At 73.7% G+C, this 26,135-nt stretch carries 29 protein-coding genes and 2 tRNA genes; 14 read left to right on the top strand and 17 right to left on the bottom strand.

The genetic code is table 11. The features are described 5' to 3' along the window. Nucleotides 1-335 precede the first annotated feature (335 nt). Nucleotides 336-1,532: a M6 family metalloprotease domain-containing protein gene (locus OOK34_RS17295; RefSeq protein ID WP_267034759.1), complete on the top strand. Its 1,197-nt coding sequence runs from the start codon at nt 336-338 to the stop codon at nt 1,530-1,532. Between the two features lie 78 nt (nt 1,533-1,610). On the opposite strand, the gene OOK34_RS17300 is transcribed toward OOK34_RS17295, so the two are convergent. From OOK34_RS17300 to OOK34_RS17315, 4 genes are all read right to left on the bottom strand, one after another. Then, nucleotides 1,611-1,684 (bottom strand) — tRNA-Lys (locus OOK34_RS17300). Then, the gene (locus tag OOK34_RS17305; protein WP_267034760.1) at nt 1,675-2,268 is read right to left on the bottom strand and encodes a bifunctional DNA primase/polymerase; all 594 of its coding nucleotides are present in this window, start codon (nt 2,266-2,268) and stop codon (nt 1,675-1,677) included. Before OOK34_RS17305 ends, OOK34_RS17300 begins: the two co-directional genes overlap by 10 nt. A 168-nt stretch (nt 2,269-2,436) precedes the next feature. After that, nucleotides 2,437-2,784, bottom strand: coding sequence for a hypothetical protein (locus OOK34_RS17310; protein ID WP_267034761.1), 348 nt, complete (start codon nt 2,782-2,784; stop codon nt 2,437-2,439). 73 nt (nt 2,785-2,857) lie between these two features. Further along, nucleotides 2,858-3,415, bottom strand: a complete 558-nt coding sequence (locus tag OOK34_RS17315; RefSeq protein ID WP_267034762.1) for an NADPH-dependent FMN reductase — start codon at nt 3,413-3,415, stop codon at nt 2,858-2,860. Between the two features lie 137 nt (nt 3,416-3,552). Here OOK34_RS17315 and OOK34_RS17320 point away from each other — a divergent pair, with 137 nt between their 5' ends. Next, entirely contained in the window at nt 3,553-4,047 is a 495-nt protein-coding gene (locus OOK34_RS17320; RefSeq protein ID WP_267034763.1) for a MarR family winged helix-turn-helix transcriptional regulator, read from the top strand. Nucleotides 4,048-4,049: 2 nt separating this feature from the next. Here OOK34_RS17320 and OOK34_RS17325 read toward each other — a convergent pair whose 3' ends face one another. From OOK34_RS17325 to OOK34_RS17335, 3 genes are read right to left on the bottom strand one after another with little or no spacing between them, the layout of a single operon-like run. Further along, the gene (locus OOK34_RS17325) at nt 4,050-5,390 is read right to left on the bottom strand and encodes an AAA domain-containing protein (protein WP_267034764.1); all 1,341 of its coding nucleotides are present in this window, start codon (nt 5,388-5,390) and stop codon (nt 4,050-4,052) included. Continuing rightward, nucleotides 5,387-6,961 carry a hypothetical protein gene (locus OOK34_RS17330; protein ID WP_267034765.1) on the bottom strand — a complete coding sequence of 525 codons (1,575 nt, stop codon included), beginning with the start codon at nt 6,959-6,961 and terminating at the stop codon, nt 5,387-5,389. The genes OOK34_RS17325 and OOK34_RS17330 overlap by 4 nt, the downstream gene beginning before the upstream one ends. Further along, nucleotides 6,949-8,130, bottom strand: coding sequence for a hypothetical protein (locus OOK34_RS17335; protein ID WP_267034766.1), 1,182 nt, complete (start codon nt 8,128-8,130; stop codon nt 6,949-6,951). Before OOK34_RS17335 ends, OOK34_RS17330 begins: the two co-directional genes overlap by 13 nt. A 146-nt stretch (nt 8,131-8,276) precedes the next feature. Here OOK34_RS17335 and OOK34_RS17340 point away from each other — a divergent pair, with 146 nt between their 5' ends. Further along, nucleotides 8,277-8,873, top strand: a complete 597-nt coding sequence (locus OOK34_RS17340; RefSeq protein WP_267034767.1) for a histidine phosphatase family protein — start codon at nt 8,277-8,279, stop codon at nt 8,871-8,873. 21 nt (nt 8,874-8,894) lie between these two features. On the opposite strand, the gene OOK34_RS17345 is transcribed toward OOK34_RS17340, so the two are convergent. Further along, entirely contained in the window at nt 8,895-10,220 is a 1,326-nt protein-coding gene (locus OOK34_RS17345; RefSeq protein ID WP_267034768.1) for a tetratricopeptide repeat protein, read from the bottom strand. A 232-nt stretch (nt 10,221-10,452) separates the two neighbouring features. On the opposite strand from OOK34_RS17345, the gene OOK34_RS17350 reads away from it, so the two are divergent. Together OOK34_RS17350 and OOK34_RS17355 are read left to right on the top strand one after the other, a co-directional pair. Then, the gene (locus OOK34_RS17350; RefSeq protein ID WP_267034769.1) at nt 10,453-10,947 is read left to right on the top strand and encodes a hypothetical protein; all 495 of its coding nucleotides are present in this window, start codon (nt 10,453-10,455) and stop codon (nt 10,945-10,947) included. 97 nt (nt 10,948-11,044) lie between these two features. Beyond that, on the top strand, nt 11,045-11,854 hold the full coding sequence (locus tag OOK34_RS17355; RefSeq protein WP_267036788.1) for a spermidine synthase: 810 nt from the start codon (nt 11,045-11,047) through the stop codon (nt 11,852-11,854). Nucleotides 11,855-11,868: 14 nt separating this feature from the next. Here OOK34_RS17355 and OOK34_RS35360 read toward each other — a convergent pair whose 3' ends face one another. Further along, the gene (locus OOK34_RS35360; protein WP_323183431.1) at nt 11,869-12,084 is read right to left on the bottom strand and encodes a hypothetical protein; all 216 of its coding nucleotides are present in this window, start codon (nt 12,082-12,084) and stop codon (nt 11,869-11,871) included. A 1-nt stretch (nt 12,085) separates the two neighbouring features. Here OOK34_RS35360 and OOK34_RS35365 point away from each other — a divergent pair, with 1 nt between their 5' ends. The 6 genes from OOK34_RS35365 (at nt 12,086) to OOK34_RS17385 (ending at nt 15,961) form a co-directional block, all read left to right on the top strand. Beyond that, nucleotides 12,086-12,337: a hypothetical protein gene (locus OOK34_RS35365; protein ID WP_323183432.1), complete on the top strand. Its 252-nt coding sequence runs from the start codon at nt 12,086-12,088 to the stop codon at nt 12,335-12,337. Between the two features lie 179 nt (nt 12,338-12,516). Further along, nucleotides 12,517-13,206, top strand: coding sequence for a response regulator transcription factor (locus OOK34_RS17365; RefSeq protein ID WP_267034771.1), 690 nt, complete (start codon nt 12,517-12,519; stop codon nt 13,204-13,206). A gap of 52 nt (nt 13,207-13,258) precedes the next feature. Then, nucleotides 13,259-14,635, top strand: a complete 1,377-nt coding sequence (locus OOK34_RS17370) for a HAMP domain-containing sensor histidine kinase (RefSeq protein ID WP_267034772.1) — start codon at nt 13,259-13,261, stop codon at nt 14,633-14,635. Between the two features lie 115 nt (nt 14,636-14,750). After that, nucleotides 14,751-14,915: a DUF5993 family protein gene (locus OOK34_RS17375; RefSeq protein WP_267034773.1), complete on the top strand. Its 165-nt coding sequence runs from the start codon at nt 14,751-14,753 to the stop codon at nt 14,913-14,915. Between the two features lie 12 nt (nt 14,916-14,927). Beyond that, nucleotides 14,928-15,569, top strand: coding sequence for a disulfide bond formation protein B (locus tag OOK34_RS17380; RefSeq protein ID WP_267036789.1), 642 nt, complete (start codon nt 14,928-14,930; stop codon nt 15,567-15,569). 95 nt (nt 15,570-15,664) lie between these two features. Next, nucleotides 15,665-15,961 (top strand): DUF3303 family protein, encoded by a 297-nt coding sequence (locus OOK34_RS17385; protein ID WP_267034774.1) that lies wholly within the window; start codon nt 15,665-15,667, stop codon nt 15,959-15,961. Here the strand turns inward: OOK34_RS17385 and OOK34_RS17390 are convergent. Next, entirely contained in the window at nt 15,909-17,183 is a 1,275-nt protein-coding gene (locus OOK34_RS17390) for an MFS transporter (RefSeq protein ID WP_267034775.1), read from the bottom strand. The two genes, OOK34_RS17385 and OOK34_RS17390, sit on opposite strands and share 53 nt — an antisense overlap. A 158-nt stretch (nt 17,184-17,341) precedes the next feature. Here OOK34_RS17390 and OOK34_RS17395 point away from each other — a divergent pair, with 158 nt between their 5' ends. Continuing rightward, nucleotides 17,342-18,337: a LacI family DNA-binding transcriptional regulator gene (locus tag OOK34_RS17395; RefSeq protein WP_267034776.1), complete on the top strand. Its 996-nt coding sequence runs from the start codon at nt 17,342-17,344 to the stop codon at nt 18,335-18,337. Between the two features lie 70 nt (nt 18,338-18,407). Here OOK34_RS17395 and OOK34_RS17400 read toward each other — a convergent pair. The 4 genes from OOK34_RS17400 to OOK34_RS17415 form a co-directional block, all read right to left on the bottom strand. Then, nucleotides 18,408-18,480, bottom strand: a tRNA-His gene (locus OOK34_RS17400). A gap of 98 nt (nt 18,481-18,578) precedes the next feature. Further along, nucleotides 18,579-19,178 (bottom strand): oligoribonuclease, encoded by a 600-nt coding sequence (gene orn, locus OOK34_RS17405; RefSeq protein WP_267034777.1) that lies wholly within the window; start codon nt 19,176-19,178, stop codon nt 18,579-18,581. 87 nt (nt 19,179-19,265) lie between these two features. Next, nucleotides 19,266-20,438 carry a helix-turn-helix domain-containing protein gene (locus OOK34_RS17410; RefSeq protein ID WP_267034778.1) on the bottom strand — a complete coding sequence of 391 codons (1,173 nt, stop codon included), beginning with the start codon at nt 20,436-20,438 and terminating at the stop codon, nt 19,266-19,268. Between the two features lie 376 nt (nt 20,439-20,814). After that, entirely contained in the window at nt 20,815-21,135 is a 321-nt protein-coding gene (locus OOK34_RS17415; protein WP_267034779.1) for a hypothetical protein, read from the bottom strand. Between the two features lie 483 nt (nt 21,136-21,618). Here OOK34_RS17415 and OOK34_RS17420 point away from each other — a divergent pair, with 483 nt between their 5' ends. Together OOK34_RS17420 and OOK34_RS17425 are read left to right on the top strand one after the other, a co-directional pair. Beyond that, complete coding sequence (locus OOK34_RS17420) at nt 21,619-22,149, top strand: universal stress protein (protein WP_267034780.1); 531 nt, start codon at nt 21,619-21,621, stop codon at nt 22,147-22,149. A gap of 99 nt (nt 22,150-22,248) precedes the next feature. Then, nucleotides 22,249-22,815, top strand: a complete 567-nt coding sequence (locus OOK34_RS17425) for an acetate uptake transporter (protein WP_267034781.1) — start codon at nt 22,249-22,251, stop codon at nt 22,813-22,815. A 104-nt stretch (nt 22,816-22,919) separates the two neighbouring features. Here OOK34_RS17425 and glmS read toward each other — a convergent pair whose 3' ends face one another. The 3 genes from glmS to OOK34_RS17440 all read right to left on the bottom strand — a co-directional run bounded on the left by glmS (nt 22,920) and on the right by OOK34_RS17440 (nt 26,082). Next, nucleotides 22,920-24,737 (bottom strand): glutamine--fructose-6-phosphate transaminase (isomerizing), encoded by a 1,818-nt coding sequence (glmS, locus tag OOK34_RS17430; RefSeq protein WP_267034782.1) that lies wholly within the window; start codon nt 24,735-24,737, stop codon nt 22,920-22,922. Between the two features lie 72 nt (nt 24,738-24,809). Further along, a complete protein-coding gene (locus tag OOK34_RS17435; protein ID WP_030008735.1) occupies nt 24,810-25,085 on the bottom strand; it encodes a hypothetical protein in 276 nt (91 codons plus the stop codon). A 106-nt stretch (nt 25,086-25,191) separates the two neighbouring features. Then, nucleotides 25,192-26,082, bottom strand: a complete 891-nt coding sequence (locus OOK34_RS17440) for a DUF4429 domain-containing protein (protein WP_267034783.1) — start codon at nt 26,080-26,082, stop codon at nt 25,192-25,194. Nucleotides 26,083-26,135 lie beyond the last annotated feature (53 nt).

A 26,135-nucleotide genomic window follows, 5' to 3' on the forward strand; every position in this document is an offset into this window, starting at 1 on the left:
AGCCGCGTCGCCGTGCGGGGCCGGGTCCGTCGCCATGATGACGCCTCTCGGGACCGGTGCTGACGCGGCGTCGGCCGACGGCCGGTCGATCGGTTGCGCGCAGCTGTGAGCGTCTGGTGGCGGCACCTGATCCCAGGTGATCGATCGTGACGTTGTGTAGACACGGGCGTGAAGTCCGGGGGTCACCGGCTTGCCGTAGTGCTCACTCATGTGGGGCACCGGAACAGGACATTAGTCAGACAATCGCCTCAAGGTGGATGGGACGGGATGAATCCACCCAGCCGGAGGTCGATGTGCGGCGAGAGCAGACACCCGGGGGAGTGGACCGCTCCCGCATGCGAAGTACGGCCGCCGCCCTCACCTCCATGACGGCGCTCGCCGCGATGTCGCTCGTCGCGGGGCCGGCGGTGGCCGACACCGGGACCGCGGGACCCTGCGCGCTGACCCGGACGGCCGCCCACCACTCCCTCGGCCTGGACAGCTGGAACCGCGCCTACCCCAGGCCGGAGCGCTCGCTCCACGCGGTCATGGTCTTCCTCTCCTTCCCAGGCCACCGCACCTCGGTCACCCCCGAGGAGCTGACCGCCGACTACTTCCCGGCGACCAGCGAGTTCTTCGAGCGGGCCTCCTACGGGCGGTTCCGGCTGGTCCCGCACCCGCAGAAGCAGTGGATCCGGATGCCCCGCCCGGCGACCGCGTACGGGATACAGCGCGACTGGGCCCCCGAGGACCGGGCGGCCTACCTGCGGGACGCGGTCGCCGCCGCCGACCCGCGGGTGGACTTCGGCGCGTACGACATCGTGTACTTCGTCGCCGACCCGGGCGCCCCCGGCGTGGACTCCGACGCCACCAAGGTCGTCAACTTCGACCGCCCGATCACGGCGGACGGCGCGGAGCTGCGGCGGATCGTCACCGTCTTCGAGCAGCACCCGCCGGACCGCAACGTGCTGGCGCACGAGACCGGGCACGTCTTCGACCTGCCCGACCTCTACCACCGGCCGACGGACGGCAAGGGCGACTGGGACACGTACGTCGGCGACTGGGACGTCATGGGCAGCCAGTTCGGGATGGCCCCGGACCTCTTCGCCTGGCACAAGTGGAAGCTGGGCTGGCTGGACCCGGCGCAGGTGGACTGCGTACGGTCCGGCACCTCGCTGCACACCCTCCAGCCGCTGTCCGAGGCCCCGCCGCCGGGCGGTACGGGCGGCACCCGGCTCGCGGTGATCCGTACGGGCCCCGGCAGCGCGATCGCCGTCGAGGCGCGGGGCTCCGCAGGGAACGACGGGGACACCTGCACGGAGGGGGTCCTGGTCTACCGGGTCCGCAACGAGGCGGCCTCGGGCGGCGGGCCGATCGAGGTGCTGGACGGCCACCCCCGGACGGAGGGCTGCTGGGACCGCTCGGTGTACCCGCCGCTGGCGGACGCCCCGCTGGAGGTCGGGGAGACCTTCACGGTGCCGGGGGAGCGGATCACGATCGAGGTGGCGGACCGGACCCAGTCGGGCGCGTACACGGTGAAGATCGCGACGTGACCGGGACCGGGACGGTCCGGGACGGTCCGGGTACGAAGAAGGCCCCCACTCCGAAGAGTGGGGGCCTTCTCCCGCATGTGCGCCGCCAGGGACTCGAACCCCGGACCCGCTGATTAAGAGTCAGCTGCTCTAACCAACTGAGCTAGCGGCGCTTGCTGACGTCGTAGACATTAGCATCCGTTTCAGCCGAACCAAAAATCGATACCGGGCCGCGGGCGGCGTGCAGGAAGGCCCAGAGCAGGGAGTCCGGCCCCGGCAGCCAGGGCATCCGGGTGTCGGGAGCCACCAGCCACCGCGAGGGTCCGGGGGCGGCGGCCAGCGGGGGCACGGTGACGGCGTCGCCGTGGCCGTGGCAGAGCGGGGCCGGAGCGGCCGGGCCCCACTCTTCCCAGGCCAGCAGGGCCGGGAGCCGCTGGGCGGTGCCCGGGGCGGCGAAGAGCAGCATCCGGCCCCGGTGCACGGCGGCCGGACCCGAGCCGGGGCCCTGCTCCCAGAGCAGGTCGAGCATCCGGCGGCCCAGTACGAGCGGAACGTTGACGACGTCGAAGGCGGTCCCGCAGGGTAGTACGGCGGGCGCGGTGGGCCGTGCCTCCCAGACGGCCAGGGTGCCGTGCGGGTGCGCCGAAGCGGAGGCCAGCCAGGCGGCGCCCTGCGGGGTGACCTGGGTGGCGGGCGCGGTGCGTGCGTCGGGGCCGTCGAGGGCGGGGCAGCCGGCGGCCGTCGTCAGGGTCGTCATATGCCAAGGTCTACCGCGCGTAGCGTCCCCGTTCCCGGGAGTTACCGAAAACCGGGACAGGGCGGGCGGTCCTGCGGTATGTTGCGCCGCGCATATGCCAGCGCGCTCCGCCGGTCCGCCCTGCCTGCCCGCCCTGCCCGCCCTGCCCGCCCTGCCCGTCCGCCCCGGCTAGACGGTGTCGGGGGTGGTGCCCCGCTGGAGGTCCTCGCCGAATTCGATCATCTTGCGCGCGTAGTCCTCGGTCCACTCCGCGACCTCGGCGATGGCCTCCGCCGGGAGCCGGTCGAAGCGCCGGGGATCCGCCAGCTGGGCCGCCGCCAGGGCCTGGAACTCCACCGCCCGGTCCTGCGCGGCCCGGAAGGCCAGCGTCAGCTCGGTGGCCCGGATCAGCAGCTCACGCGGGTCCTCGATCGACTCCAGGTCGAAGAAGTGCTCCGGGTCCGTGGCGGCCTCCGAGGGCTCGAAGAGCAGCGGCGCCGGCCGCTGCCTCCGCTCGGTCCGCTCGGGCTCTGCCATGCGTGTCCTCCTGCTGCGCGTACGAATCCTGGGCCACCCTCCATTGTCCAGCGTCGCGCAAGGGTGCCCGGTGTCAGGCCGAGGCGGGCTCCTTCGCCAGCGCCGCGACGTCGTCGAGCACGCCCGCCAGCCGGCCGGCCAGGCCCTCCGGGGCCTCGAAGCCCTCGGGTCCGATCAGGGCGCTGATCCCGGGGATCGCCACCGAGCGCTCGGCGGGCAGCATGCCGAGGCGGGTGAGCACCGGCAGCAGCATCTCGGCGGCCGGGGCGCCGCCCGACGGGCCCGCGCTGTAGCTGACCAGGCCGACCGGCTTGCCCTGCCACTCGCGGTAGAGGAAGTCGATGGCGTTCTTGAAGGGGGCGGTGAACGAGCCGTTGTACATCGGCAGGACGAACACGAACGCGTCGGCGGAGTCGACGAGCGCGCTCCACTCGAGGGTGTGCTGGTGGGCGTAGATCCCGCTGGAGGCGTACTCCGGCTCGTCCAGGAAGGGCAGGGCGATCTCCGCGAGGTCCACCGGGGTGACCTCGAAGGCGCCGTGTTCACGGGCCAGGCCGGTGACCCACTCGGCGAGGGGGCGGCCGGAGGAGGTGGGGCGGGTGGCGGCGGAGATGACGTGCAGGCGGGTCATGGCGTGAACTCCCGTTGGGTGGAGGTGCGGTGTGCTGTGGTGCAGTCTGGTTGTTGACGTGTCACCCAGGAAAGTCGCCGCCGCGTGATATGTCAACTAGGTAGATGACGTATCACCAACGTGGATAGGCTGGCGCCATGACCGACATGCCCGAGCCGGCCCACCCCCGCTGGCTCACCGAGTCCGAGCAGCACGCCTGGTACGCATGGCGCCGGATGTTCCCCCTGGTCAACGCGGGGATCGCGCGTGACCTCCACCTGGACAGCGGGCTCTCCGAGGCCGACTACGACGTCCTGTCGGTGCTCGGCTCCACCGACGGCCACCGCATGCGGATCAGCTCGCTCGCGGTGCTGATGCAGTGGTCCCGCAGCCGGCTGTCCCACCAGATCGCCCGGATGGAACGCCGCGGGCTCGTCAGCCGCGAGGAGGTCGCCACCGACGGCCGCGGCGCGGAGGCGGTGCTCACCGCCGACGGGGTGGACGTCATCACCGGCGCGGCCCCGCTGCACGTGGAATCCGTACGGCGGCACCTGATCGACGTCCTCACCCCGGAACAGCTCCGCGTCCTCGCCGAGGCCGGCGAAACCCTCCGCCGCCACTTCGGCATCACCCGCAAGGACCACACCGCATAGCGCTACGGCCGCCAGGGCACCCGGTGTTCGGCCAGGTGGGCCAGGACCGAATGGTTCGCCTCCCAGCCATCCGGGAACTTCACCGTCACCCCCAGCTGTACCGGCTCCGTCGACGGGTGGTCGTCCAGCAGTTCCGCTATGCCCGCCCGGGCCACCACCACGCAGGCGTGCCGGTGCCGGGAGGCCAGCACGCACAGGCGGCCCGTCTCCAGGTGGAACGCCGTCGCGTCGGGGCGGCCCGACAGGGGGTGCAGGACCACCGTGAGGTCGTACTCGCGGCCCTGGAGCCGGTTCGCGGTGTCCACCGTGACCCCCGTGACGCCCAGCGCGGCCAGGGCCGTGCGCACGGCCGCCGCCTGGTCGCGGTGGGCGGTGCCGACGGCGATGCGGCCCGGCGTGAGCGGCGAGGGGGCCGGGGACCGCTCGTCGGAGGTCACCGCACCCCGGTCCAGAGCCCGGCGGACCACCAGGGCCACCGCCCGCACCGCCTCCGGGTCGGTGCGCGGGGTGTGCCGCGCGGGCAGCTCCAGCAGCCCCCAGCCCGACGCGGCGGCCTCGTCCAGGACCCGGTCCGGCCCCGAGCCGTCGCCCGCGACCCCGTACGCGAGCCGCCGCTCGCCCGGGCCCGTACCGCTGTGGAACCGGCTGTACGGGTAGAAGGCGCGCGAGACCAGCGGCGCGGCCGTCGCCGGGAGCCGCCACGACACCGGCAGCCGGTGCTGCGGCAGCTGCGGGTTGTGGGCCAGCAGGGTGGACACCGCCGAGGCGGAGGGGTCGTAGGACAGCCCCGCCCACTGCTCGGCGCCCACCACGCTGAACGGGTCCAGCTGCCCCGGGTCGCCCACGAACAACGCCCGCTCGAACAGCCCGGCCACGGCCAGCAGCGCGTCCGAGCGCATCTGGTACGCCTCGTCGACGATGGCGTGCTCCCAGGGCTCCGTGTCCTTGTCCTTGACGTAGGCCCACTTCGCCGCCGTGGAGATGGTGATGGGGAGTTCGGCCAGGTCCCCCGGCTTCGCCGACAGGGTGACCGACGGCAGCTCGCGCAGCGCCGGGTCGTAGGCGTCGCCGTCGCTGCTGTGCAGCCGGCCGACCTTCAGCTCCGGATCCTTCTCGGCGAGCCGCAGCACCAGGTCGTCCACCTGCGCGTTGGTCTGCGCGACCACCATCAGCCGGCGCCCGGCGGCGGCCAGCTCCCGGGCCGCCCGCACCACGAGCGTGGACTTGCCGGCCCCGGGCGGGGAGTCCACCACCACACCCCGCTCGGTGCCGTGCAGGGTGTCGTGGAGGATGGCGGCGGTGGCCCGGTCGGCGGCCGCGCCCGGGTCGAAGGCGGTGGTCACAGCAGGTCCTCGTCGGTGACGGCGTCGGGGGAGGGGAGGGGCGTCGCGGACCCCGGCGGCCCGCCGTGCGTCCACGGGGTGTTCTCCGGGTCGGGCAGCTTCGGGCCGCCGCGCGCGTCGTGCTCGAAGAGGGTCCAGCAGTCCCGGTCGCCCTTCTCCGGCACCGAGCCCGCCACCGGCTCCCGGCCGGCGCCCATCTTGTCGAGCACGCGCAGCAGCAGCCGCCCGTCCTCCTCGTACCGTACGAACTCGAAGGCCTGCTGGCGCCCGTCCAGCGAACGGAACACCTTCCCGCCGCCCTCGTCCGCCAGCTGCGGCCGGTCCTCGGTGGCCACCGTCACCAGCGGGCGCGGGCGGGGGCGCCTGCCCTCCGTCCACTCCATCACCACCTCGGTCACCTCACCGGCGAAGGCCTCGCCCGCGAAGCGCCGGCCCGCCATGACGAGCGGGTCGTCCAGCGCCTCCTGCGCGTCGAGCCGTACCTGCTCGGTCTCCCGCGTGGCCAGCTTCTGGGCGGCCGTCACCGCGTCGTCGCGGCGCGGCTGCGGCGGCTCGCCCGCCCGTACCCGGTCCCGGTGGCCCGTGAAGGACCAGCGGTCGCGGGTCCAGCGCTCCTCGGTCCGCTCGCCCGGCGGCAGGGTGCGCAGCAGGCCGATCGCCTCCCAGGTCTGCCACCAGGTGTGCTGCATCTGGTCCACGACCAGCCGCCGGATGGCCCGCTCGGCCACGCGTGCGGTATCGCCGTCGCGGGGCTCGCCCGCCGCCCGCGCCGCGTCGAACCGCGCGATCGCCGGGGCCAGCAGCTTGTTGTCGAAGGCCGGGTCGGTGGCCGGACCCGCCGGCGGGAACAGCAGCTGCCCGTCCCCGTCGCGCCCCAGCTCCGCGCGCAGCGCCCACTCGGCGCCCGAGGCGCCCTCGGGCGGGTCGATCCAGGCCAGCAGGGCCCCGAGGTGCTGGTCCTCCAGATTGCTCTGGCCGGTCGCCCAGTGCCGGCCCAGCAGCTCCGTGGCCGACACCAGCATCGAGGAGCCGGGCACCCGGGAGCGCTCGGCGAGGTGCGTGAACCAGCGGCCCAGCAGCGGCACCTGAGTGGGCGCCGGGTACGGGTTCTCCGGGTCCTCCTCGGCGGTCCGGCGAAACCGCATCGACCGGCCCAGCAGGCGCACGTACTCGATGCCCGCCCGGCTCGGCACCACGATCTGCGGCGCGTCCACGCACAGTTCGGTCTCGACCTTGACCTTCTTGCCGCTCTCCGGGTCGGTCTCGGTGCGCTCGGCCGGCTCCACGACGTCCGCGTACGCCTCCAGGTACGGCATCAGCTGCGCCGCCAGCCCGGCCAGGAACTCCCAGCGCAGGTCCCGGTCGCGCGGCTGGGGTATGACGAGGATCCGCGGCTCGTTCGGGTCGGTGCCCAGCATCGCGCCCAGCGGGGCCCCGGCCTCACCGGCGGTGGTCAGCGGTACGAGGACCAGCGGATTCCCGCTCAGGTGGCGGTGCCGTACGGTCGCGAGCGGCTGGGCGCGGCCCGCACGGACCGCCTCCAGCCGGGCCAGGGTGCTCAGCAGGGGCATTCGGGGGTCTCCGGGGCCTGGTACGGGGGACGGGCGGCGGCGAGCGCCAGCGCCTCGGCGCGCAGCCGGGCCGCCTGGCGCAGCGCGGCCGCGGTGGGATCGTCGGCGGGGCCGTCGCCGGAGCGGTCCCCGGCGGCCGCCGCGAGGGCCGCCCCGACGGTGGCCAGGCCGCCCAGCTCCCCCCGTACGGACCGGCCGAGCGCGGCCGGCTCCCCGGCGGCGCGGGACCGCTCCCGGCAGTGGAAGGCCAGCTCGCAGGCGGCGAGGCACTCGGGGGCGTAGGCGGCGGAGACCGCTGAGACGGCCTCGGTCAGCTCGGCGGCGGGCCGGGCGGGGTCGAAGCAGAGCCCCTCGGGCAGCCCGTCGGCCAGCTCCTCGACCCGGGTCAGCCGCTCCAGCTGGCGACGGGTCACCGACCGCTCCCGGCGTACGTCCACGAGTGCGGCGGTGGGCAGGTTGGAGAAGTCCTTCGGGCAGACGAGCAGCACCTGGTGGCCCACCTCGGCCCCCGCCAGCTTCGCGGCGGTCTGCTCCAGGGCGAGCACGTACACGGCGGCCTGCCGCGCGGCGGCCCCCACCTTCGCGGCGTCGGCGGCCCCGTCGATCATCGGGAACGACTTGATCTCGACCACGGTCCAGCGGCCGTCGGGATGCACCACGACGGCGTCGGGCTCCAGGTACGCGGGGGTGCCCGCCACCTCCAGGGCCAGCATCGGATGGTCGAGCAGCGTCCACGTCCGCGCGGCGGTGGCCTCCCGCAGGGCCAGCGCGGTGCGGGCGGCGCGCCCCTCGGGTCCGGCGGCGGTGAGGTCGGGCACCCGGGAGTCCGGCCCGGGCGGCTCGGCCGCGCCGCCCAGCCGGGCGTGCGTCAGCCGCAGCAGTTCGGCTCCGCCGTCGCCCTTGACCTTGGCCTCGAAGGAGTTGCCGCGGACGATGGCGAACTGCGACTGCCCGAAGGCCGCGGGGGAGCCCAGGGCCGCCGCGAGGGCGGTCTTGTCCACCCCGGCGCCGTCGAGCAGGGCCCGTCTGCCGCAGCCGGGGTTGGCGGCGAGGGCGGCGAGCGCCCGGGCGTCGAGCGGGCGGGGCGGCACGGCGGGGCCGCGCAGGTCGGCGAGCCGCTGCCGCAGTGTCGTCGTCTGGGGCGGGCCGCTGGGCGGGTAGGAGCTCACGGGCGGAAGTGTCCCATCCGCCACTGACAATCGTGGTCTTACGGCGGAAACGGTCCGGGAGGACCAGCTGTCCACGTCGTGGATGATGGACGGACGACCCCCTCGCACATTCACGGGCGAACCCCCACGGACCGGGAGAAACACAGATGGCCCCCCGCATCCTGCTGGCCCGCCACGGCCAGACGGCATGGTCCCGGCTCGGCAAGCACACCGGACGCACGGACGTGCCGCTGCTGGAGGAGGGCAGGCAGGGTGCGAAGCGGCTCGGCGAGCGCCTGGCCGCCGAGCCCTGGGCGGGCCTGCGCGGCCTCGAGGTGCGCACCAGCCCGCTGGTCCGCGCGAGCGAGAGCTGCGACCTGGCGGGCTTCGGGGCCCAGGCGGAGGCCTGGGACACCCTCATGGAGTGGGACTACGGCGACTACGAGGGCATGACCCCCGCCGAGATCCAGGCGGCCCGGCCGGGCTGGCTGATCTGGCGCGACGGGGTCCCCGGCGGCGAGTCCGTCGCCGATGTCGCGGCGCGCGCCGACGAGGTCGTCGCCTGGGCCCGCTCGGCGGAGCGCGACGTCCTGGTCTTCGCCCACGGCCACATCCTGCGCACCCTGGCCGCCCGCTGGCTCGGCTTCGAGGCCTCCTTCGGCGCCCGCATCCGGCTGGACCCCACCTCCCTGTCGGTCCTGGGCTGGGCGTACGGAGCCCCCGCGCTGGAGCGCTGGAACGACACGGGGCACCTGGACGGGTAACCGCGGGCGGGCCGGGGCTGGTCAGGCCTGGGCGTGGCGGGTCAGGAAGGTGCCGACGCGCGGGGAGCGCTGGTGCGGGATCAGGGTGCGGGCCGTTTCGGCCAGCATGGACCGGATCCGCGTCGACTGGACCTCGGTGAGCAGGTCCAGCACCCGCCCGCCGGCCCAGGCCGCCTCGTCGGGCGCGCCCGCGCGGGCCAGGTCCCCGGCGAGCTCCGCCGTGTAGAGGGCCACGTTCCGCGCGAAGTGCGGGTCCTGGAGGTCGGCCGCGCGCCGGGCGTGCCGGGCCGCGCGGGCGTGCTCCCCGAGCGCGGCCCAGCAGCGGGACTCCAGGGACTCCAGCTCCGCCTCGCCGAAGAAGGACATCCACTCCGGGTCGGCGCCCGATTCGCCCCGCGCGAACTCCGCGTGCGCCCGGGCCAGCGCCTCCTCGCAGGCCCTGCGGTCCGCGAGCCCCGCCCAGCCGCCCGCCTCCCGCAGCGCCAGCAGGGCCAGCAGCCGGGGGGAGCCGAGCGAGCGGGCCGCGCGCCGGCCCGCCTGGGCCGCCCGTACCGACTCGCGGGGGCGTCCGCAGTCCCGGGCGAGGAAGGCCATGTTGCTGAAGGCGTGCGCCTCCAGGGCCGCGTCCCCCGCGACCCGGGCGGTGGCCAGGGCTTCCGCGTAGTGCGAGCGGGCGTCCTCGAAGCGGCCCGAGTCGTGCGCCAGCCAGCCCACCGAGACGGCCAGTTCCCCCGCCCCCGCGTGCAGCCGGTCCTCGGTCGACTGCCGGGTGGCCCCCGCGTCGAGCAGGGCGTAGGCGGTCTTCAGGGGCTGCGCCGCCCGCCGGTAGAGGGCGTCGGCGCCGTGCCGGTCGTCCAGCAGCCGGATCTGGCGTACCGCGTCCTCGACCGCGGCGGCCTCGGCCTCCCCGGCGCGGGAGGGGATCCGGCGGGTGTCGCCGAGCAGGGTGAGGCTGAGAGTCGCGGCCGCCACGGTCGCGGACCCGCCGGTCATGAACGCGCGACGCAGCACGTCGCTCTCCTTGGAACGCTGGATGAGGTGGGTGAGGCCCGGCGGCGGCGCGGGCAGCGCGCGCTGCGCGGCCCGGCCGCGTACCGCCTCGCGCGGGGAGAAACCGAGGTCGGCCAGGGTGCGGCCGGGGAACATCTGGAGGAAGACCCGCTCGTAGGCGTAATTGGGGCAGCGGATCTCGCCCGATTCGACCCGGCCGATGTAGCGGGCGTCGCAGGAAACCGTTTCGCCGATCTCCCGGGCCGCGCGGCGGACCATGGCCGCGAACTCGGCCGGGGAGTGCTGCCCGCGCAGCCGGCGGAAGGAGGAGTTCGGTGAGTGGGGTGACGCCGCCATGGACGTGGCCTCCTGTTGATCTCGCCCCGGAGTCAGGGCTCCGGCGCGCATGAACGTACCGCCAGCGGCGGGGGCTACATGCGATGTTTGGCTACAAAACGGATATCTCACCCGCGATCCGCCATGAACTGCCATCCTTTGCAGCGTCTTGCCGCCGCACCCGTTGACGCTCCCGTGCGTTGAACCCATGCGGATACGGATCGAGGAGGGGTTCCCCTTGGTGGAGGCCGGCATGGACAGCATCGGAACGAACACCGCGCCCGAGCCCGGCGCGCTCTCCTCCCAGACCCAGACCCAGATTTCGATGGCGATCGCGGCCCCGACCTCGGTACCGGTCCAGGTCTCGGTCCCGTCGGCGCTCTGCTTCTCGGCCCCGGACCTGGTGACCGTGCCCACCCGCCAGGGCCTGGAGGCGGTGGACATCATCCGCCGCGGCGCCGGCCAGGCCGCCCCCGGGGTCGGCCCGGTGCTGCACGACGGTTCCGGCGACACCCTCGGCTTCCTCGTCCCGCCCGGCACCGCCGACGCCTGGGACCTGCCGGGCAGCGCCTGTACGCAGACCAACGGGCGCGGCATGCGGTTCGGCGACCCCGCCTCGCCCGTCACGGGCGGCACGGGCTGGCTGCTGCCCCCCGAGGCGGTGGGGCCGGTCACCGACCCCGAGGTGCTGCGCGCCGCGCTCGGCGAGGCGGCCCGGCTGATCGAGGCGGCCGACAACTGCCGCTAGCTCCCCGTAGGCGCTGGCCAGCGATAATGGGGGCGTGGCAGGCAAGGGCAAGGGCAGCAAGGGCGGCAGGGGAAGCGCCGGACCGGTCGTCGGGCAGGTGGGCGGCGGGCTCGCCGAGCTGGCCCCGGACCGGGAGCGTTCCCGGGCCTGGACCCTGCTGATCGACGGGGCCCCGCAGTCCCATGTGGACCTCGACGACCCCGGGTACCTGGACTTCGCGTACCAGCGCCGGATCGGCCACCTGATCGACCTGATCGCGCCTGCCCGGCAGCCCCTGAACGTGGTGCACCTGGGCGGCGGCGCCTTCACCCTGGCCCGCTACACGGCCGCCGCGCGCCCCCGCTCCACGCAGCAGGTGGTGGAGATCGACGGGGCCCTGGTGGCCTTCGTACGGGAACACCTGCCGCTGGACCCCCAGGCGCGGATCCGCGTACGGGCCGTGGACGCGCGGGCGGGGCTGGCGAAGGTGCCGGACGGCTGGGCGGACCTGGTCATCGCGGACGTGTTCAGCGGGGCGCGCACCCCGGCCCACCTGACCAGCGCGGAGTTCCTGGACGACGTACGCCGGGCCCTGGCGCCCACCGGGTGGTACGTGGCCAACCTCGCGGACGGCCCGCCGCTGGCGCACCTGCGGGGTCAGATCGCCACCGCGGCCTCGCGGTTCGCGGAGCTGGCGCTGGCGGCGGACCCGGTGGTCTGGCGGGGGAAACGTTTCGGCAATGCGGTGCTCGTGGCCGCCGACCGGGAGCTTCCCCTGGCGGAGTTCACCCGCCGCGTGGCGAGCGACCCGCACCCCGGCCGGGTCGAGCACGGCCGCGCCCTGGCGGACTTCACCGGCGGCGCCGCTCCGGTCGCGGACGCCTCGGCGGTGGCCTCCCCGCAGCCGCCGCCCTCGGTGTTCCGCTAGGGCCTAGGAGCGCCTCACGGGTCGACGATCTCCACCACCGGCGGGTGGTCGTGCCAGGTGCAGAACACCGACACCTCCCGGTTGCCCTGGGTGAAGGTGACCCGGATCCAGAAGTCCTGCTTCCACACCTGCATCCGCCAGCCCGCCTCCGGGGTCGCCGAGACCAGCCCGGCCGAGGAGGCGCCGAGGTCGAAGACGACCCGGCCGCCCGAGACCGCGTAGCTCTTCACCGTGCCGGAGCCGCCGCCCTGGCCGCCGGTCTCCTGGTACGGGCGCTGCCCGGCCGCCGACGGCGGCGCCGGCTTCGGCTTCGCGGACGGGGGCGGGGAGGCGGACGCCGAAGGCCCGGACGCGGCCGCCGACGGGGACGGCGACCCGGGCGCGGAGCCCGAGGGGCCCGGAGACGGTGGCGCATCCGACCCCCGCGTGGAGGAGGACACCGGCGGCGCCGACGCCAGCGGCACCGCGAGCGGAGGATCGTAGGCCGTCCCGGACATGACGGTGTGCACACCCCACCACGACAGGGTCACGGCGGCCGCGGTCGCCAGCACCCATGCCATGGCATGTACAAGTCCTCGTCGCATCAGGGCACATACTGCACCACCCGTCACAGACCCCGCCCGGCAGCTCCCCGGGTCCCCCGAATGGACTACGGTGCGCCCATGGCAAGTGTGCTCGTGGTCGAGGACGACCAGTTCGTACGTTCCGCCCTCATCCGGCACCTGACCGAGGCCTCCCACACCGTGCGGAGCGTCGGCACGGCCCTGGAGGCCCTGCGCGAAGTCGCCCACCACCGCTTCGACGTGGTCATCCTCGACCTCGGGCTGCCCGACCTCGACGGGTCCGAGGCCCTGAAGATGCTGCGCGGCATCACCGACGTACCGGTCATCATCGCCACCGCGCGCGACGACGAGGCCGAGATCGTCCGGCTGCTCAACGACGGCGCCGACGACTACCTGACCAAACCCTTCTCCGTCGAGCACCTCTCCGCCCGGATGGCCGCCGTCCTGCGCCGCGCCCGCGCCGCCGCCGGGGCCGAACCGCCCTCGCGCGTGCTGCGCGTCGGCGGGCTGGCCATCGACCCGCTGCGCCGCCAGGCCGAGCTCGACGGCTCCGTGCTCGACCTCACCCGGCGGGAGTTCGACCTGCTGACCTTCCTCGCCGGACGGCCCGGGGTGGTCGTGGCCCGGCGCGAGCTGCTCGCCGAGGTCTGGCAGCAGTCGTACGGGGACGACCAGACCATCGACGTGCACCTGTCCTGGCTGCGCCGCAAACTCGGCGAGACCGCCGCCCGCCCCCGCTACCTGCACACGCTGCGGGGCGTGGGCGTCAAGCTCGAGCCACCGCAGTGAGGCGGACGCAGTGAGGCGGACGCAGTGAGGCGGACGCAGTGAGGCGGACGCCGTGAGATGGGCGCTGGTCAAGGTGTGCCTCGCGGTCACGACCATGGTGGTCCTGGCCTTCGCGGTGCCCCTGGGGATGGTGGTGCAGGAGATGGCCAGCGACCGGGCCTTCTCCAACGCCGAGCGGCAGGCCGCCACCATGGGGCCGACCCTGTCCATCACCACCGACCCGATGCAGCTGCGCAAGGCCGTGGAGTCCACCGAGATGGGCGCCGCCGGGCGGATGGCCGTCCACGTGCCCGCCATCGGCGGGGCCGCCGCCGTGGACATCGGCGACGGCCGGGCCGGCGCGCACGCGGTGGCCGAGACCCGTTCCCTCGGCCGGGCGACGACCGCCCACGTCCCCGGCGGGGGCTCGGCGCTGCTCCAGCCCGTCGCCCTCGGCTCCGGGGACATCGCGGTGATCGAGATCTACGTACCGGAGAGCGAGGTCAGCAACGGCGTCGCCACCGCCTGGCTGGTCCTCGGCGGGGTCGGGCTCGCGCTCGTCGTCGGCTCGGTGGCCGTCGCCGACCGGCTCGGCGCCCGTCTGGTGCGCCCGGCCGAACGGCTCGCGGACGCCGCGCACCAGCTGGGGGAGGGGCGGCTCGGGGCGCGGGTGCCGGAGGACGGCCCCAAGGAACTCCGCTCGGCGGCCGTCGCGTTCAACTCCATGGCCGACCAGGTCGTGGAACTCCTCGCCAACGAGCGGGAGCTGGCCGCCGACCTCTCGCACCGGCTGCGCACGCCCCTGACCGTGCTGCGGCTCAACGCGGCCTCCCTCGGGGACGGCCCGGCCGCCGAGCACACCCGGGCGGCGGTGGAGCAGCTGGAACGGGAGGTCGACACGATCATCCGTACCGCCCGCGAACAGCGCGCGCCCGCCAACACCGCCACCGCCGGCTGCGACGCCTCCGAGGTGATCCGCGACCGGATGGCCTTCTGGTCGGCGCTGGCGGAGGACGAGGGCCGCGAGGTCCGGCTCGCGGGCGTGGACCGTACCGTACGCATCCCCGTGGCCCGCCCCGAGCTGGCGGCCGCCCTCGACGCCATGCTCGGCAACGTCTTCCGGCACACCCCGGAGGCCACCCCCTTCGCGGTGGACGTGCACGACGCGGGCGACGCCGTCATCGTCCTCGTCTCGGACGCGGGCCCCGGCATCGCCGACCCGGACGCCGCCCTGCGGCGCGGCAACGACGGCGGCCGGGACGGCTCGACGGGGCTCGGCCTGGACATCGTGCGGCGGGTCGCCGAGTCCACGGGCGGCGACGTACGGCTGGGGCGCTCGGTGCTCGGGGGGACCGAGGTACGGGTGTGGATCGCCCTGGACGGCCGGACCCGGGGCGGTGAGCGCGGGGCGCGCAACCGGCGCGGCCGGCGCAAGCGGCGCGGCGACTGACCGTCCCCCCCGGAGAAGCACGAAGGGGCCACGACGGGGGCGCGGCCGGGGCAACCGACGTACCCGGGGGCGCGCCTCGCGGGGCGGAAGTCCGCAGGTCGGTACGGTCCGCCCCATGGACACCCTCATCTTCGGCGGGCTCCTCGCCACCCTCGTCACCATGCACCGGGACACCTCCCGGACCGTGGTGCTCGGGGCCTGGTGGGTCATGCTGATCGCCGTGCTCCTGCTGATGGCGCACCACATCACCAGCAGCCTCGCCCTCGACCTGAGCTACTGACCCGTGGCCACGATGAACAGCCTCCTGCCGGAGGCCCCGCTGGAGGGCGGCCCGCTGAGCCGGGTCCACTACTGGTTCGCGTGCTTCTTCGCCGCCGGCTGGACGCTGGTCGTCTGCGGCGGCCTCTTCTACCAGTTCGGGCTGTGGGAGTACCCCTGCCCGCTCTGCGTCGTGCAGCGGATGTTCATGCTGCTGGCGGCGATCGGCGCCGGGTACATCATCCGCACCGCGCTCACGGTCGGCGTGGTGACGGGCCGGGACTACATGACGGGCTGGGGGATGGCCCTGGTCGCGGTGGTGTGCGGCTCCTTCACCGCGTGGCGGCAGACGATGCTGCACATCCTCCCCGGGGACAAGGGCTACGGCAGCGAGGCCTTCGGCCTGCACCTGTACGTGTGGGCGTGGATCCTCTTCACGGCCTCGGTCGTCGCGATCGGCGTCGTCCTCGCCCTCGCCCACACGACGGCCGGCCGGAACGTCCCGACCGCCGCACCCGGCCCGTACCGGACGGCGGGGATGCTGGTGCTGGCCTTCCTGGGGCTGGTCATCGCCGTCAACCTGGTGGCGGTCTTCCTGGAGGAGGGCTTCCACTGGTTCCTGCCGGACGACCCCTCGCGCTACCAGTTCTTCTACGACGTCGGGATCCTGGACTGAGGCCCTCCCGGGCACCGCCCCCGCCCGGACGGGGGCGCAGATGTTGCCGCGCCCCCGGCCCGCGCGGAGGGTGGTCATGACGGAAGGAGCCACGCATGAGAGTCATGCTCAGGGCCCACATGGACACGGCCGCCACCAACGAGGGCATCATGACGGGCGGCCTGCCCCAGGCGGTCAAGAAGCTGATCGACAAGGTCAAGCCGGAGGCGGCCTACTTCGGTCTCCACGAGGGCGTGCGCTCCTGCTGGATCGTCTTCGACCTCCAGGACAGCGCGCAGATGCCGGCGTTGACCTGGGACCTGTTCCACGATTTCAACGCCGAGATCGAGGTCGGTCCGGTCATGACGGCGGAAGACCTGGGGAAGGCGCTGGGGGCGTTGAAGTCCTCGTGACCGCGGCCGCGACGGCGGCGGTGGGCCCGAACCGGACCCGCCCCGCGGTGGCCAGCGCCAGCACGGCCGAGGCGGCGGCCGCCGCGCACGACACGGCGAACGCGGCCCGGTACCCGTACGCGGCGGCCAGCGGCCCGGCCGCCGCGGCGGCGAGGGCCTGACCGACGATCAGGCCGCTGCCCAGCACGGTCATGGCCTCGCCCATCCGCTCCGCCGGCCCGGCCCGCTCGGCCAGCCCGAACAGGGCGATGAGGTGCGGGGCCACGGCCAGCCCGATCCCGGCGACGGCCGCCGCCGCGCCCCACAGCCCCGACACGGCCAGCAGGGGCAGGGTGAGCACCGCCTGGAGCCCGATCGTCCACCGCAGCCGCACCGGCAGGCCGGCGGTCCCGGGCCGGGCCACCGTCACGAAGCCGGCGACCGAGCTGGTCACCGCCATGGCCGCCCACACCAGCCCGGCCGCGCCGCCCTCGCCCAGCGAGCGCGCGAGGGCGTTGACCCCGGTGTTGGCCCCGCTCCACGCGGCCCCCTGGAGCACGGCCATCGCGAACAGCAGGGCCAGCCCCGGCGACCACAGTCGTACGTCGGCCCGCGCGCCCACGGCTGCGACCGGCCCGGGCGCCGTCGGGTGGAGGGCGAACAGGCTCCCGGACACCAGGATCAGGACTGCCGCCAGGACCAGCGCCGAGGCGGGGTGCACGGTCACCGCGAGGATCCCGGCCAGCGCGGGCCCCACCATGAACCCGACCTCGTCCAGGGTGGTGTCGAAGGACAGCGCGGAGCCCAGCAGGGCCTTGTCCTCCCCGGCCAGCCGCGCCCAGCGGGCCCGCGCCAGCGGGCCGACCTGCGGGACGGTCAGCCCGGCGGCGACGGCCACGCCCATCCGGGCGGACAGGGGCAGCCCGCCCAGCACGGCGGCGACCAGGGCGAACAGCACGGCGGCGTTGGCGGCGCAGGCGACGAGCAGCACCGGGCGGTGGCCGCGCCGGTCGGCGAGCCGCCCGATGACCGGGCCGCCGAGGGCCTGGCCCAGCCAGAGCGCCGCCGCGACGGCGCCGGCGTCGCCGATGCCGTCGCGGTCGTTGATGAGCAGGAGCGTTCCGATGGGGCAGAGCGCGGCGGGCAGCCGGGCGAGGAACGCGTGGACGGGCAGGGCGCGGCCGCCGAGGGCGAACACCCCGCGGAAGCCGGCCGGAGCGGATCCGGCTGTGGGACGGGACATGGGGCAACCTCCAGCCGCACGCCGACCCTCCCGTGTCTCCGGCGCGCGTCGTTGCCCGTTGCCCGGGACGCTAGCGGCGGAATTCCCGCTTCGGAAGCCCCTGGTGATGGGAGCGCTCCCACCCTCCCCAAGGGGTAGATTCGCAGCGGGAGGCAGCCATGAACGGTCACGGTCAGGGGCGCGGGCGGGGACGGCCGACCCTGGAGGACGTCGCCCTGCGGGCCGGGGTCGGGCGCGGCACCGTCTCCCGGGTGGTCAACGGCTCGCCCAAGGTCAGCGGGCGCACCCGGGCGGCCGTCGAGGCCGCCGTCGCCGAGCTCGGGTACGTGCCCGACCGCGCGGCCCGGGCGCTGGCCGCCGGCCGAGCCGGCGCCGTCGCCCTGGTCCTGCCCGGACCGCAGTCCCCCTGCCTCGCCGAACCCGGCTTCTCCGGCGTGCTGCGCGGGGCCGCCGAGACCCTGGCCGGGGCCGGGGTACAGCTGGTGCTCATCCTCGGGGGCGGTGTGCCGCGGCCGGCCGGGCCCCGGGTGGACGGGGTGCTGCTGCTGTCGCCGCAGCCGGGGGACCCGCCGCCGGGCGTCCCGGCGGTGGCGGGTGGACCCGGGGCGGCCGCCGGGACCCTGCCGAGCGTGGACTGCGACCACCTCGGGGGCGCGGCCGGGGCGGTGCGCCATCTCCTAGGGCGGGGCCGCCGGGAGATAGCCGCCATCGCCGGTCCGCCGCAGGAGTACGGGGCCCGGCGCCGCCTGGAGGGCTACCGGCAGGCCCTGGCCGCCGCCGGGCACCCGGCGGACGAGCGGCTGGTCGCGGTCGGGGACCTCACCGAGGACGGCGGCCGGCGGGCCATGCGGGAGCTGCTGGAGCGCCGCCCCGCTCTGGACGCGGTCTTCGCCGCCTCGGACCTGCTGGCGGCGGGCGCCCTGCGGGAGCTGCGCGCGGCCGGCCGCCGGGTACCGCAGGACGTGGCGGTGGTGGGCTTCGGCGACTCGGAGCCGGCCCGCTATCTGGATCCGCCGCTGACCAGCGTGCGGGCGCCCGCCGAGGAGCTGGGCCGGACGATGGCGCGGCTGCTGCTGGCCCGGATCTCGGGCGGGGGGACCGAGGAAGCGGAGATCGTCCTGCCGACGGAGCTGATCGTCCGCGGGTCGACGTAGAAAAGCAGAAAAGAGGACGGAGAACGCAGAAGGCCCCGGTCCGCTCTCGCGAACCGGGGCCTTCCCGCAGGGTGAGTGACGGGACTTGAACCCGCGGCCACCTGGACCACAACCAGGTGCTCTACCAACTGAGCTACACCCACCATGTCCGGTCGCAGAACGACCGGCCGAAGAAAAGGGTACAGGGTCCGGGAGGGTGCTCGCTCCCCCGTTCCCCCGCGCCCCCCTCCGGAAGGTGCTACTAGTCCGCCACCGCGTGCTTGGCGGCGATGGTCCGGGCGGTGTCCGAGTCTGGCCCGGGCTGCGGCACGAAGACCGCCTCACGGTAGTAGCGCAGCTCGGTGATCGAGTCCTTGATGTCCGCCAGCGCCCGGTGGTTGCCGTTCTTGGGCGGGCTGTTGAAGTACGCCCGCGGGTACCAGCGGCGCGCCAGCTCCTTGACCGAGGACACGTCCACGATCCGGTAGTGCAGGTGGCTCTCCAGCGCCGGCATGTCCCGCAGCAGGAAGCCGCGGTCGGTGCCGACCGAGTTCCCGCACAGCGGCGCCTTGCCCGGCTCCTTGACGTGCTGCCGTACGTACGCCAGGACCTGCGCCTCGGCGTCGGCCAGGGTCGTGCCGCCGGCCAGCTCGTCGAGCAGCCCGGAATTGGTGTGCATCTCGCGCACCACGTCCGGCATGGTCTCCAGGGCCGCGTCCGGCGGGCGGATCACGATGTCCACGCCTTCGCCGAGCACGTTGAGCTCCGAGTCGGTGACCAGTGCGGCCACCTCGATAAGTGCGTCGTCCGTCAACGAGAGCCCGGTCATCTCGCAGTCGATCCACACCATGCGATCGTTCATGCGCCCCACCTTATGCCGAAGGTCCCCCGCATCGGTGCTCGACCGGTGCGGGGGACCTCTTCAGACGGTGATCGCCGCAGGTGGGCGCTACGCGTGCTCGCGCAGGACCCGGCCCGGGGCGTACAGCTCCGTCACGCTGGGACCGGAGGCGGCCAGGGCCGCCGCGGCCCGCTGGGGCTGCGGGGTGCGCTGGTGCGGCACCGGGGAGCCCTGCATTTCGGACACCGGGGACACGTCGGTCTGCGGCCGGCGTGCTCGGTAGGCGGAGCGGTAGGCGGCCGGGGAGGACCCCAGCTGCCGCCGGAAGTGCCCGCGCAGGGCGACCGGCGAGCGGAACCCGCAGCGTCCGGCGACCTCGTCGACCGAGTAGTCGGAAGTCTCCAGCAGCCGCTGTGCCTGGAGCACCCGCTGGGTGATCAGCCACTGGAGCGGCGCGCTGCCGGTGAGCGAGCGGAACCGCCGGTCGAAGGTGCGCCTGCTCATGTAGGCGCGGGCGGCCAGCGTCTCCACGTCGAACTGCTCGTGGAGGTGTTCCAGTGCCCAGGCGACGACCTCGGCGAGCGGGTCGGCGCCGATCTCCTCGGGCAGCGACCGGTCGAGGTAGCGCTCCTGGCCTCCCGTGCGGCGCGGCGGTACGACGAGCCGGCGGGCCAGTGCTCCGGCCGCCTCGCTGCCGTGGTCCGTGCGCACGATGTGCAGGCACAGGTCGATTCCGGCCGCGGTGCCCGCGGACGTCAGCACGTCGCCGTCGTCGACGAACAGTTCGCGCGGGTCGACGTGGACGGACGGGTAGCGCTTGGCCAGCGTCGGCGCGTACATCCAGTGCGTCGTCGCGGGCCGGCCGTCCAGCAGCCCGGCGGCGGCGAGCACGAAGGCTCCCGTGCACAGGCCGACGATCCGGGCCCCCTCCTCGTGCGCCAGACGCAGTGCGTCGAGCGCCTCCGGCGGCGGCGGTGAAGTGATGGAGCGCCAGGCCGGAACGACGACCGTGCCTGCCCGGGCGATCGCCTCCAACCCGTACGGCGCGGTCAGTTCGAGTCCGCCGGTGGTCCGCAGCGGACCGTCCTCCCCGGCGCACACGAGCAGTCGATAGCGCGGAACTCCCGCGTCCTGCCGGTCGATGCCGAACACGGACAGCGGAATGGAACTCTCGAAGATCGGCCCGCCGCTGAACAGCAGCACGGCGACGATCTCTCTGCGGCGACGCCCCGCGAGCTTCCGGCCCGCGTCCGCGACGACGGCGGTGGAATCCTGGCTCATGGCGCTAAGCCCCCCTTGGGTGTCGCGACTCCTTGGTCTGGTCGCACCTGCACGTTTCCCCTCGGCCTTGCACGTGGATCCCCCGCCGTAAATACATGATCGAATCTACTGCGTCCCGTGGTGTCGGCGTGACAAGTTCAGCACGCAGCGCTATGTCGACTTGGCAACTTGGCGAAAAGCATTCGATCAGGAAGCGTTCCACTCCGCTACCCGACGAGGAAGCCCGCGATCCGGCCGTGGCCAGTACCGGTGGGGTCCGTACGCCCCCTGGCGCCCGTAGTCGCTGGTGGTAGGGGGGGTGGGGGGACATTCCGGCAAGGGAAGCGCCAGGTCCGGAAGTTGGCTGAAAACAACCGGGTGTGTACGTACGAATCAGTCAGTCGTGAGGGGACAGGCCACCGGAACCATGGCAACCGCGGTGCGAACCGGCCCCGCTGCGGGAGTGCCGGCCGCGGTGGTTGGACGGAAGCGGATCCTCCGACAGCACCCGGGCGGCGGCCCGTTCGGTCTTCTCCGAGTAGCGCAGCAGCACCCGGCAGGCGGCCGTGACGGCGGCCAGCCCCAGGGTCGCCACGGCGGCCCCGCCGTAGGAGGTTCCGTAGACCACCAGGACCACCGGGACGAGCAGGCAGCTGAAAGCGGCCCAGCGCACCACGTCACCCGCCGGGTCGTCATGGGCGCGCCCGGCGGAGTGCACGGACGGGTGAAGCGAGGGGCGCCCGGACGACGGCCCCGGGCGCGGGGAAGGGAGGGACTGCGTCGGCGGAGCTGGCTGGACGGGCTGGACGGGGTGAACCGGATGGCCGGGCACGGCGTACTCCCTGCGGGCTCTTCCTGGACGGTCGGACGCCTGTCCAACGCCCCGGTACGGGCCTCGGTCACTGCGCGCACGGGTGGCGCAAGGGTCATTCGTCACTGGCTGTAGGGAGCAGCCGCCATTGCCAAGGCGCTCGCGCTCCGGCATGCTCCCTGGGACGCTCTCCAAGGGCGGCATGCCCTGTGCAGGACAGGAGTGTCGCCGTACCCTGGTGGGTAAGGGCTTGGGAAGATGCTTCCCGGACAGAGCTCCGTCACGCAGCGTCGTCAAAAACGCGCGTGGTCACCGCCCGCGTCGTCAGAAAATCCGAGTCGCCGAAACCGCCCCTGTCGCTTCCCCCGAGGACTCTTCGCCGAGACACCCATGGCCGGTCACGAATTCTCCGAACCTGCGGACCGCAAGCGCAAACACCTCGCCGATTCCGTATCGAGCGACCTGCGCGCGGTGGAACAGACACGTCACCCCTGCGATCCGGCCTTCCGGCACGGTGTGGTGGTGGGCTTCGACGGCTCGACGTCCAGTGAGCGAGCCCTCGCCTACGCGATCGGCATGGCCCGGCGTTCCGGTTCCGGTCTGATCATCGTCCATGTGGCGAACCGGCTGCCCACCACGGTGTGGGCCGGCTGTGAGCCGCCCGTCTTCGTGGACGTGCCGGACCACCGCACCGAGGTGCTCGGCCTGGAGCTGGCCTGCGCGGACTATCTGGCCGAGGTGCCGTGGATCCTCGTCGAGCGCGGTGGTGACATCTGCCACGAGCTGGAGGAGGTCGGCCGGGAGTACTCGGCGGACGCCATCGTGGTGGGTTCCACTCACGGGATCGTGGGCCGGATCTTCGGCTCGGTCGCGGGGCGGCTGGCGAAGCGGGCACAGCGACCCGTTGTTGTCATTCCGTAACCGACTGTATGCCGGTTGTGCGGTTGTGAACCCCCTTGTAAAGGGTAGATAAATGCTGCTGGGACGCAGCAAACAACTGCAGATCGAAGGGAGCCCGCCGTGGACAATGGTGTCTCTGCGGGAAGCACGGCCTCGACTTCGACCCTGGGGAACATCGCCCTGGGTCTCACCCTTCTGGCGTTCGGTATCGGCCACACGGGCGTACTCGCCGGTGTGACCGCGGCCAACTCCGTGTCGCTCGCGATGTACGTCGGCGGCGCCGCCCTGTTCCTCCTCGGCCTCCTCGAATACCGCGGCGGCAACGGCTTCAACGGCACCGCCTTCGCGGGCCTCGGCATCTTCTGGTTCACCTGGGCCAAGGGCGCGGGAGCCTCGGTCTCCGAGGAGGCCGCCGGAACGTTTCTGGTCCTCTTCGCGATGCTCGCGCTGACCCTGACGCTCGCCGCGGCGAGCGGACTGTTCGGCCAGGGCGTCTACGCCCTGCTGACCCTCGCCCTCCTCCTGCTGGCCATAGCCGCCTTCGCGGACAGCGCCGGGCTGGCGAAGGCGGGCGGCTGGGTCGCGGCCGTGTCCGGGCTGCTGGCCTGGTACGGGGCCACCGCCGCGCTGGCCAACTGGCCGGTGTCGCTGGGCAGGACCTCGGGGAACGCGGTCGCCGCGGGCTGACCGGCCCGGACCGCAGGACAACGGACAGGGGTGCCACCGGAGTTCCGGTGGCACCCCTGTCGCGTACGGCGAACTCGTGTGCGGTGGTGGCTACTCGACCGTGGCTACTCGACCGTGACGGACTTCGCCAGGTTGCGCGGCTTGTCGATGTCCCGGCCCAGGGCCAGGGCCGTGTGGTACGCCAGCAGCTGGAGCGGGATGCCCATCAGGATCGGGTCCAGCTCGTCCTCGTTCTTGGGCACGAGGATGGTGTGGTCGGCCTTCTCCTGCTCCCGGTGGGCGACGGCCAGGATCCGGCCGCTGCGGGCCTTGATCTCCTCCAGCGCCGCGCGGTTCTTCTCCAGCAGGTCGTCGTCCGGGACGATCGCGACCGTCGGCATCGCCGGCTCGATGAGCGCGAGCGGGCCGTGCTTGAGCTCGGAGGCCGGGTAGGCCTCGGCGTGGATGTAGGAGATCTCCTTCAGCTTGAGGGAGGCCTCCAGGGCCACGGGGTAGCCGCGCACCCGGCCGATGAACATCATCGACTTGGCCTCGGCGTACTCGGCCGCCAGCTTCTTGATGTCCTCCTCGCCCTCGAGGATCTCCTGGATCTGCGCGGGCAGCTTGCGCAGGCCCTCGATGATCCGCTTGCCGTCGGTGACCGACAGGTCCCGGATCCGGCCCAGGTGCACGGCGAGCAGCGCGAAGGCCACCACCGTGTTGGTGAAGCACTTGGTGGAGACGACGCAGACCTCGGGGCCGGCGTGCACGTACACGCCGCCGTCGGCCTCGCGGGCGATCGCGGAGCCGACCACGTTGACCACGCCGAGGACGCGGGCGCCCTTGCGCTTGAGCTCCTGGACGGCCGCGAGCACGTCGTACGTCTCACCGGACTGGGAGACGGCGATGTAGAGGGTGTCGGGGTCCACGACCGGGTTGCGGTAGCGGAACTCGGAGGCCGGCTCGGCGTCGGCGGGGATGCGGGCCATGCTCTCGATCAGCCCGGCGCCGATCAGGCCCGCGTGGTAGGAGGTGCCGCAGCCCAGGATCTTGACCCGGCGGATGCCGCGCGCCTCGCGCGGGTCCAGGTTCAGGCCGCCCAGGTGGACGGTGTTGAAGCGGTCGTCGATCCGGCCGCGCAGCACGCGGTCGACCGCGTCGGGCTGCTCGGAGATCTCCTTGTGCATGTAGGTGTCGTGGCCGCCCATGTCGAAGGAGGCGGCCTCCCACTCCACGGTCTCCGGGGTGGCGGTGGTCGTCGTACCGCTGGTGGTGTAGGTGCGGAAGTCGTCGGCCTTCAGGGTGGCCATTTCGCCGTCGTTGAGGGTCACGACCTGGCGGGTGTGGGCGATCAGCGCGGCGACGTCGGAGGCGACGAGCATCTCCTTCTCGCCGATGCCGAGGATGACGGGGGAGCCGTTGCGGGCGACGACGATGCGGTCGGCGAAGTCGGCGTGCATGACGGCGATGCCGTAGGTGCCCTCGATGACCTTGAGCGCCTCGCGGACCTTCTCCTCCAGGCTGTCGGCCTGGGAGCGGGCGATCAGGTGGGTGATCACCTCGGTGTCGGTGTCGGAGACGAAGACGACGCCCTCGGCCTCGAGCTTGACGCGCAGCTCGGCGGCGTTGTCGACGATGCCGTTGTGGACGACGGCGACCTTGTTCTCGGGGTCCAGGTGCGGGTGCGAGTTGATGTCGCTGGGGGCGCCGTGGGTGGCCCAGCGGGTGTGGGCGATGCCGGTGGTGCCGGCGAAGCGCTTGGGGACGCGCGCCTCGAGGTCGCGGACGCGGCCCTTGGCCTTGACCATCTTCAGCGCGGCGGCCTTCGGGCTGTTGACGACGATGCCCGCGGAGTCGTAGCCGCGGTACTCCAGTCGTGCCAGGCCTTCGAGCAGCAGCGGTGCCACGTCACGCTTGCCGATGTAACCGACGATTCCACACATACGGTGTTGCCCCTCCTGAAGTCCGGTGGTCCTGCTCGTCCGCGCGCGGCCGGTCCGGCCGCCCCGGCCCTGTCAGCCGTAGACGATGCGGCGCAGCTGCCGGAGCGAGAGCTCCGGCGGCGCCACGGCGCGGTGCGGCAGTTCGGCCGCGATCCGCTCGAAGATCTCGGCGTTGACCGCTCCGCCCGACTGCAGCTCGCGATGGCGGCGGCGGACGAACTCCTCGGTCGTCTCGTCGAAGTACGCGAGCACGTCGAGCACCACCCGGGCGGCTTCCCCGCGCTGTAGCGCGGTGCTGCGCACCAGGTGGTCGACGAGGTCGTCATGGGACGGGCGGCGGTCGAGCACCTGTAGATATTGACTGTCCAAGGAGTGAAACGCAAAGATCCTGCCCGGAATCGGGCAGGATCTTGCTGGTCTGGACCAGGGAAGGGGTGATTCCGGTACGTGGCGGTCAGAAACGACCCAAAATCGCCGCCTTCGCCGCCGAGAACTCATCGACGGTGAGGACTCCCGCCTGGTGCAGCTCGCCCACCTCGCGCAGCCGCCGCAGCAGGGTGTCGTGGTCCACGGGCTCGCCCGCCAGCGCCGGGGCCGCCTCCGCCAGTGGCAGGGCCTGGGCCGGGGCCGGGGCGGACGCGGGAGCCGCCGGATGGGGCATCCGTACGGCCACGGCCGCCGCGACCAGCGCCATCAGCGGGTCCTTCTTGAAGCCGAAGAGCTCCACCGTGCAGGGGTCGTACTTCGGCGCGGGGGCCGAGCCCGCGCCCGTCAGGGTGAACCGCAGCCAGCCGTTGTCCAGGCCCTTCGAGGGGGACCACTCCACCGCCCGCACGTCCGCGACCCGGAACTCGCGCGGCCCGCCCGAGCGCTTGGCCTCCTCCGTCGTCCAGTTCCAGTCCAGGACCACCCGGTCGCCGTCGAAGGAGGCCGTCCCGTCACCCGCGCCGAAGGCGATCGGCACCGGCGGCCCCGGCAGCAGGTACGCGTCGCACGGCCCGGGATCCACCTGGTCCAGCAGCAGGGCGTTGCGCACCTCGTCCACGAAGTACTCCGCCACCCCGGTCCGGTCCGTCTCCACGCCCAGGCGGTACGGGTCCGAGGCCTCCGGCAGCCGCCCGCCCGTCACCTGGAGGAGCGGATCCGCCCCGTCGCGCAGCCGCAGCCGCAGCCGCCCGGCCTTGCGCCCGGGCTCGAAGCTGATCCCCCCGATCGCCCGCAGCGGCACGACCACCTCACCGAGGTGCTGCCGCAGCAGCCCCACCCCCTTGTCGCGGCCCGGCACGATGCGCACCGCGTCCCCGTCGAAGGTCCAAGTACCGTCCTTCTGGATGATTTCCGCCATCCGGCGATTGTCCCACCGGCCCTCCCCCGGACACCGGAGGGCCGTTTGGCCTA

Origin of the sequence: Streptomyces sp. NBC_00091 (assembly GCF_026343185.1) — a bacterium.
Classification (GTDB): domain Bacteria; phylum Actinomycetota; class Actinomycetes; order Streptomycetales; family Streptomycetaceae; genus Streptomyces.

Coding starts and splice junctions, on each gene's coding strand:
- OOK34_RS17295 (WP_267034759.1), top strand. CDS start 336: ATGCGAAGTACGGCCGCCGCCCTCACCTCCATGACGGCGCTCGCCGCG.
- OOK34_RS17305 (WP_267034760.1), bottom strand. CDS start 2,268: ATGACGACCCTGACGACGGCCGCCGGCTGCCCCGCCCTCGACGGCCCC.
- OOK34_RS17310 (WP_267034761.1), bottom strand. CDS start 2,784: ATGGCAGAGCCCGAGCGGACCGAGCGGAGGCAGCGGCCGGCGCCGCTG.
- OOK34_RS17315 (WP_267034762.1), bottom strand. CDS start 3,415: ATGACCCGCCTGCACGTCATCTCCGCCGCCACCCGCCCCACCTCCTCC.
- OOK34_RS17320 (WP_267034763.1), top strand. CDS start 3,553: ATGACCGACATGCCCGAGCCGGCCCACCCCCGCTGGCTCACCGAGTCC.
- OOK34_RS17330 (WP_267034765.1), bottom strand. CDS start 6,961: ATGCCCCTGCTGAGCACCCTGGCCCGGCTGGAGGCGGTCCGTGCGGGC.
- OOK34_RS17340 (WP_267034767.1), top strand. CDS start 8,277: ATGGCCCCCCGCATCCTGCTGGCCCGCCACGGCCAGACGGCATGGTCC.
- OOK34_RS17345 (WP_267034768.1), bottom strand. CDS start 10,220: ATGGCGGCGTCACCCCACTCACCGAACTCCTCCTTCCGCCGGCTGCGC.
- OOK34_RS17350 (WP_267034769.1), top strand. CDS start 10,453: ATGGACAGCATCGGAACGAACACCGCGCCCGAGCCCGGCGCGCTCTCC.
- OOK34_RS17365 (WP_267034771.1), top strand. CDS start 12,517: ATGGCAAGTGTGCTCGTGGTCGAGGACGACCAGTTCGTACGTTCCGCC.
- OOK34_RS17375 (WP_267034773.1), top strand. CDS start 14,751: ATGGACACCCTCATCTTCGGCGGGCTCCTCGCCACCCTCGTCACCATG.
- OOK34_RS17380 (WP_267036789.1), top strand. CDS start 14,928: ATGAACAGCCTCCTGCCGGAGGCCCCGCTGGAGGGCGGCCCGCTGAGC.
- OOK34_RS17385 (WP_267034774.1), top strand. CDS start 15,665: ATGAGAGTCATGCTCAGGGCCCACATGGACACGGCCGCCACCAACGAG.
- OOK34_RS17390 (WP_267034775.1), bottom strand. CDS start 17,183: ATGTCCCGTCCCACAGCCGGATCCGCTCCGGCCGGCTTCCGCGGGGTG.
- OOK34_RS17395 (WP_267034776.1), top strand. CDS start 17,342: ATGAACGGTCACGGTCAGGGGCGCGGGCGGGGACGGCCGACCCTGGAG.
- orn (WP_267034777.1), bottom strand. CDS start 19,178: ATGAACGATCGCATGGTGTGGATCGACTGCGAGATGACCGGGCTCTCG.
- OOK34_RS17410 (WP_267034778.1), bottom strand. CDS start 20,438: ATGAGCCAGGATTCCACCGCCGTCGTCGCGGACGCGGGCCGGAAGCTC.
- OOK34_RS17420 (WP_267034780.1), top strand. CDS start 21,619: ATGGCCGGTCACGAATTCTCCGAACCTGCGGACCGCAAGCGCAAACAC.
- glmS (WP_267034782.1), bottom strand. CDS start 24,737: ATGTGTGGAATCGTCGGTTACATCGGCAAGCGTGACGTGGCACCGCTG.
- OOK34_RS17440 (WP_267034783.1), bottom strand. CDS start 26,082: ATGGCGGAAATCATCCAGAAGGACGGTACTTGGACCTTCGACGGGGAC.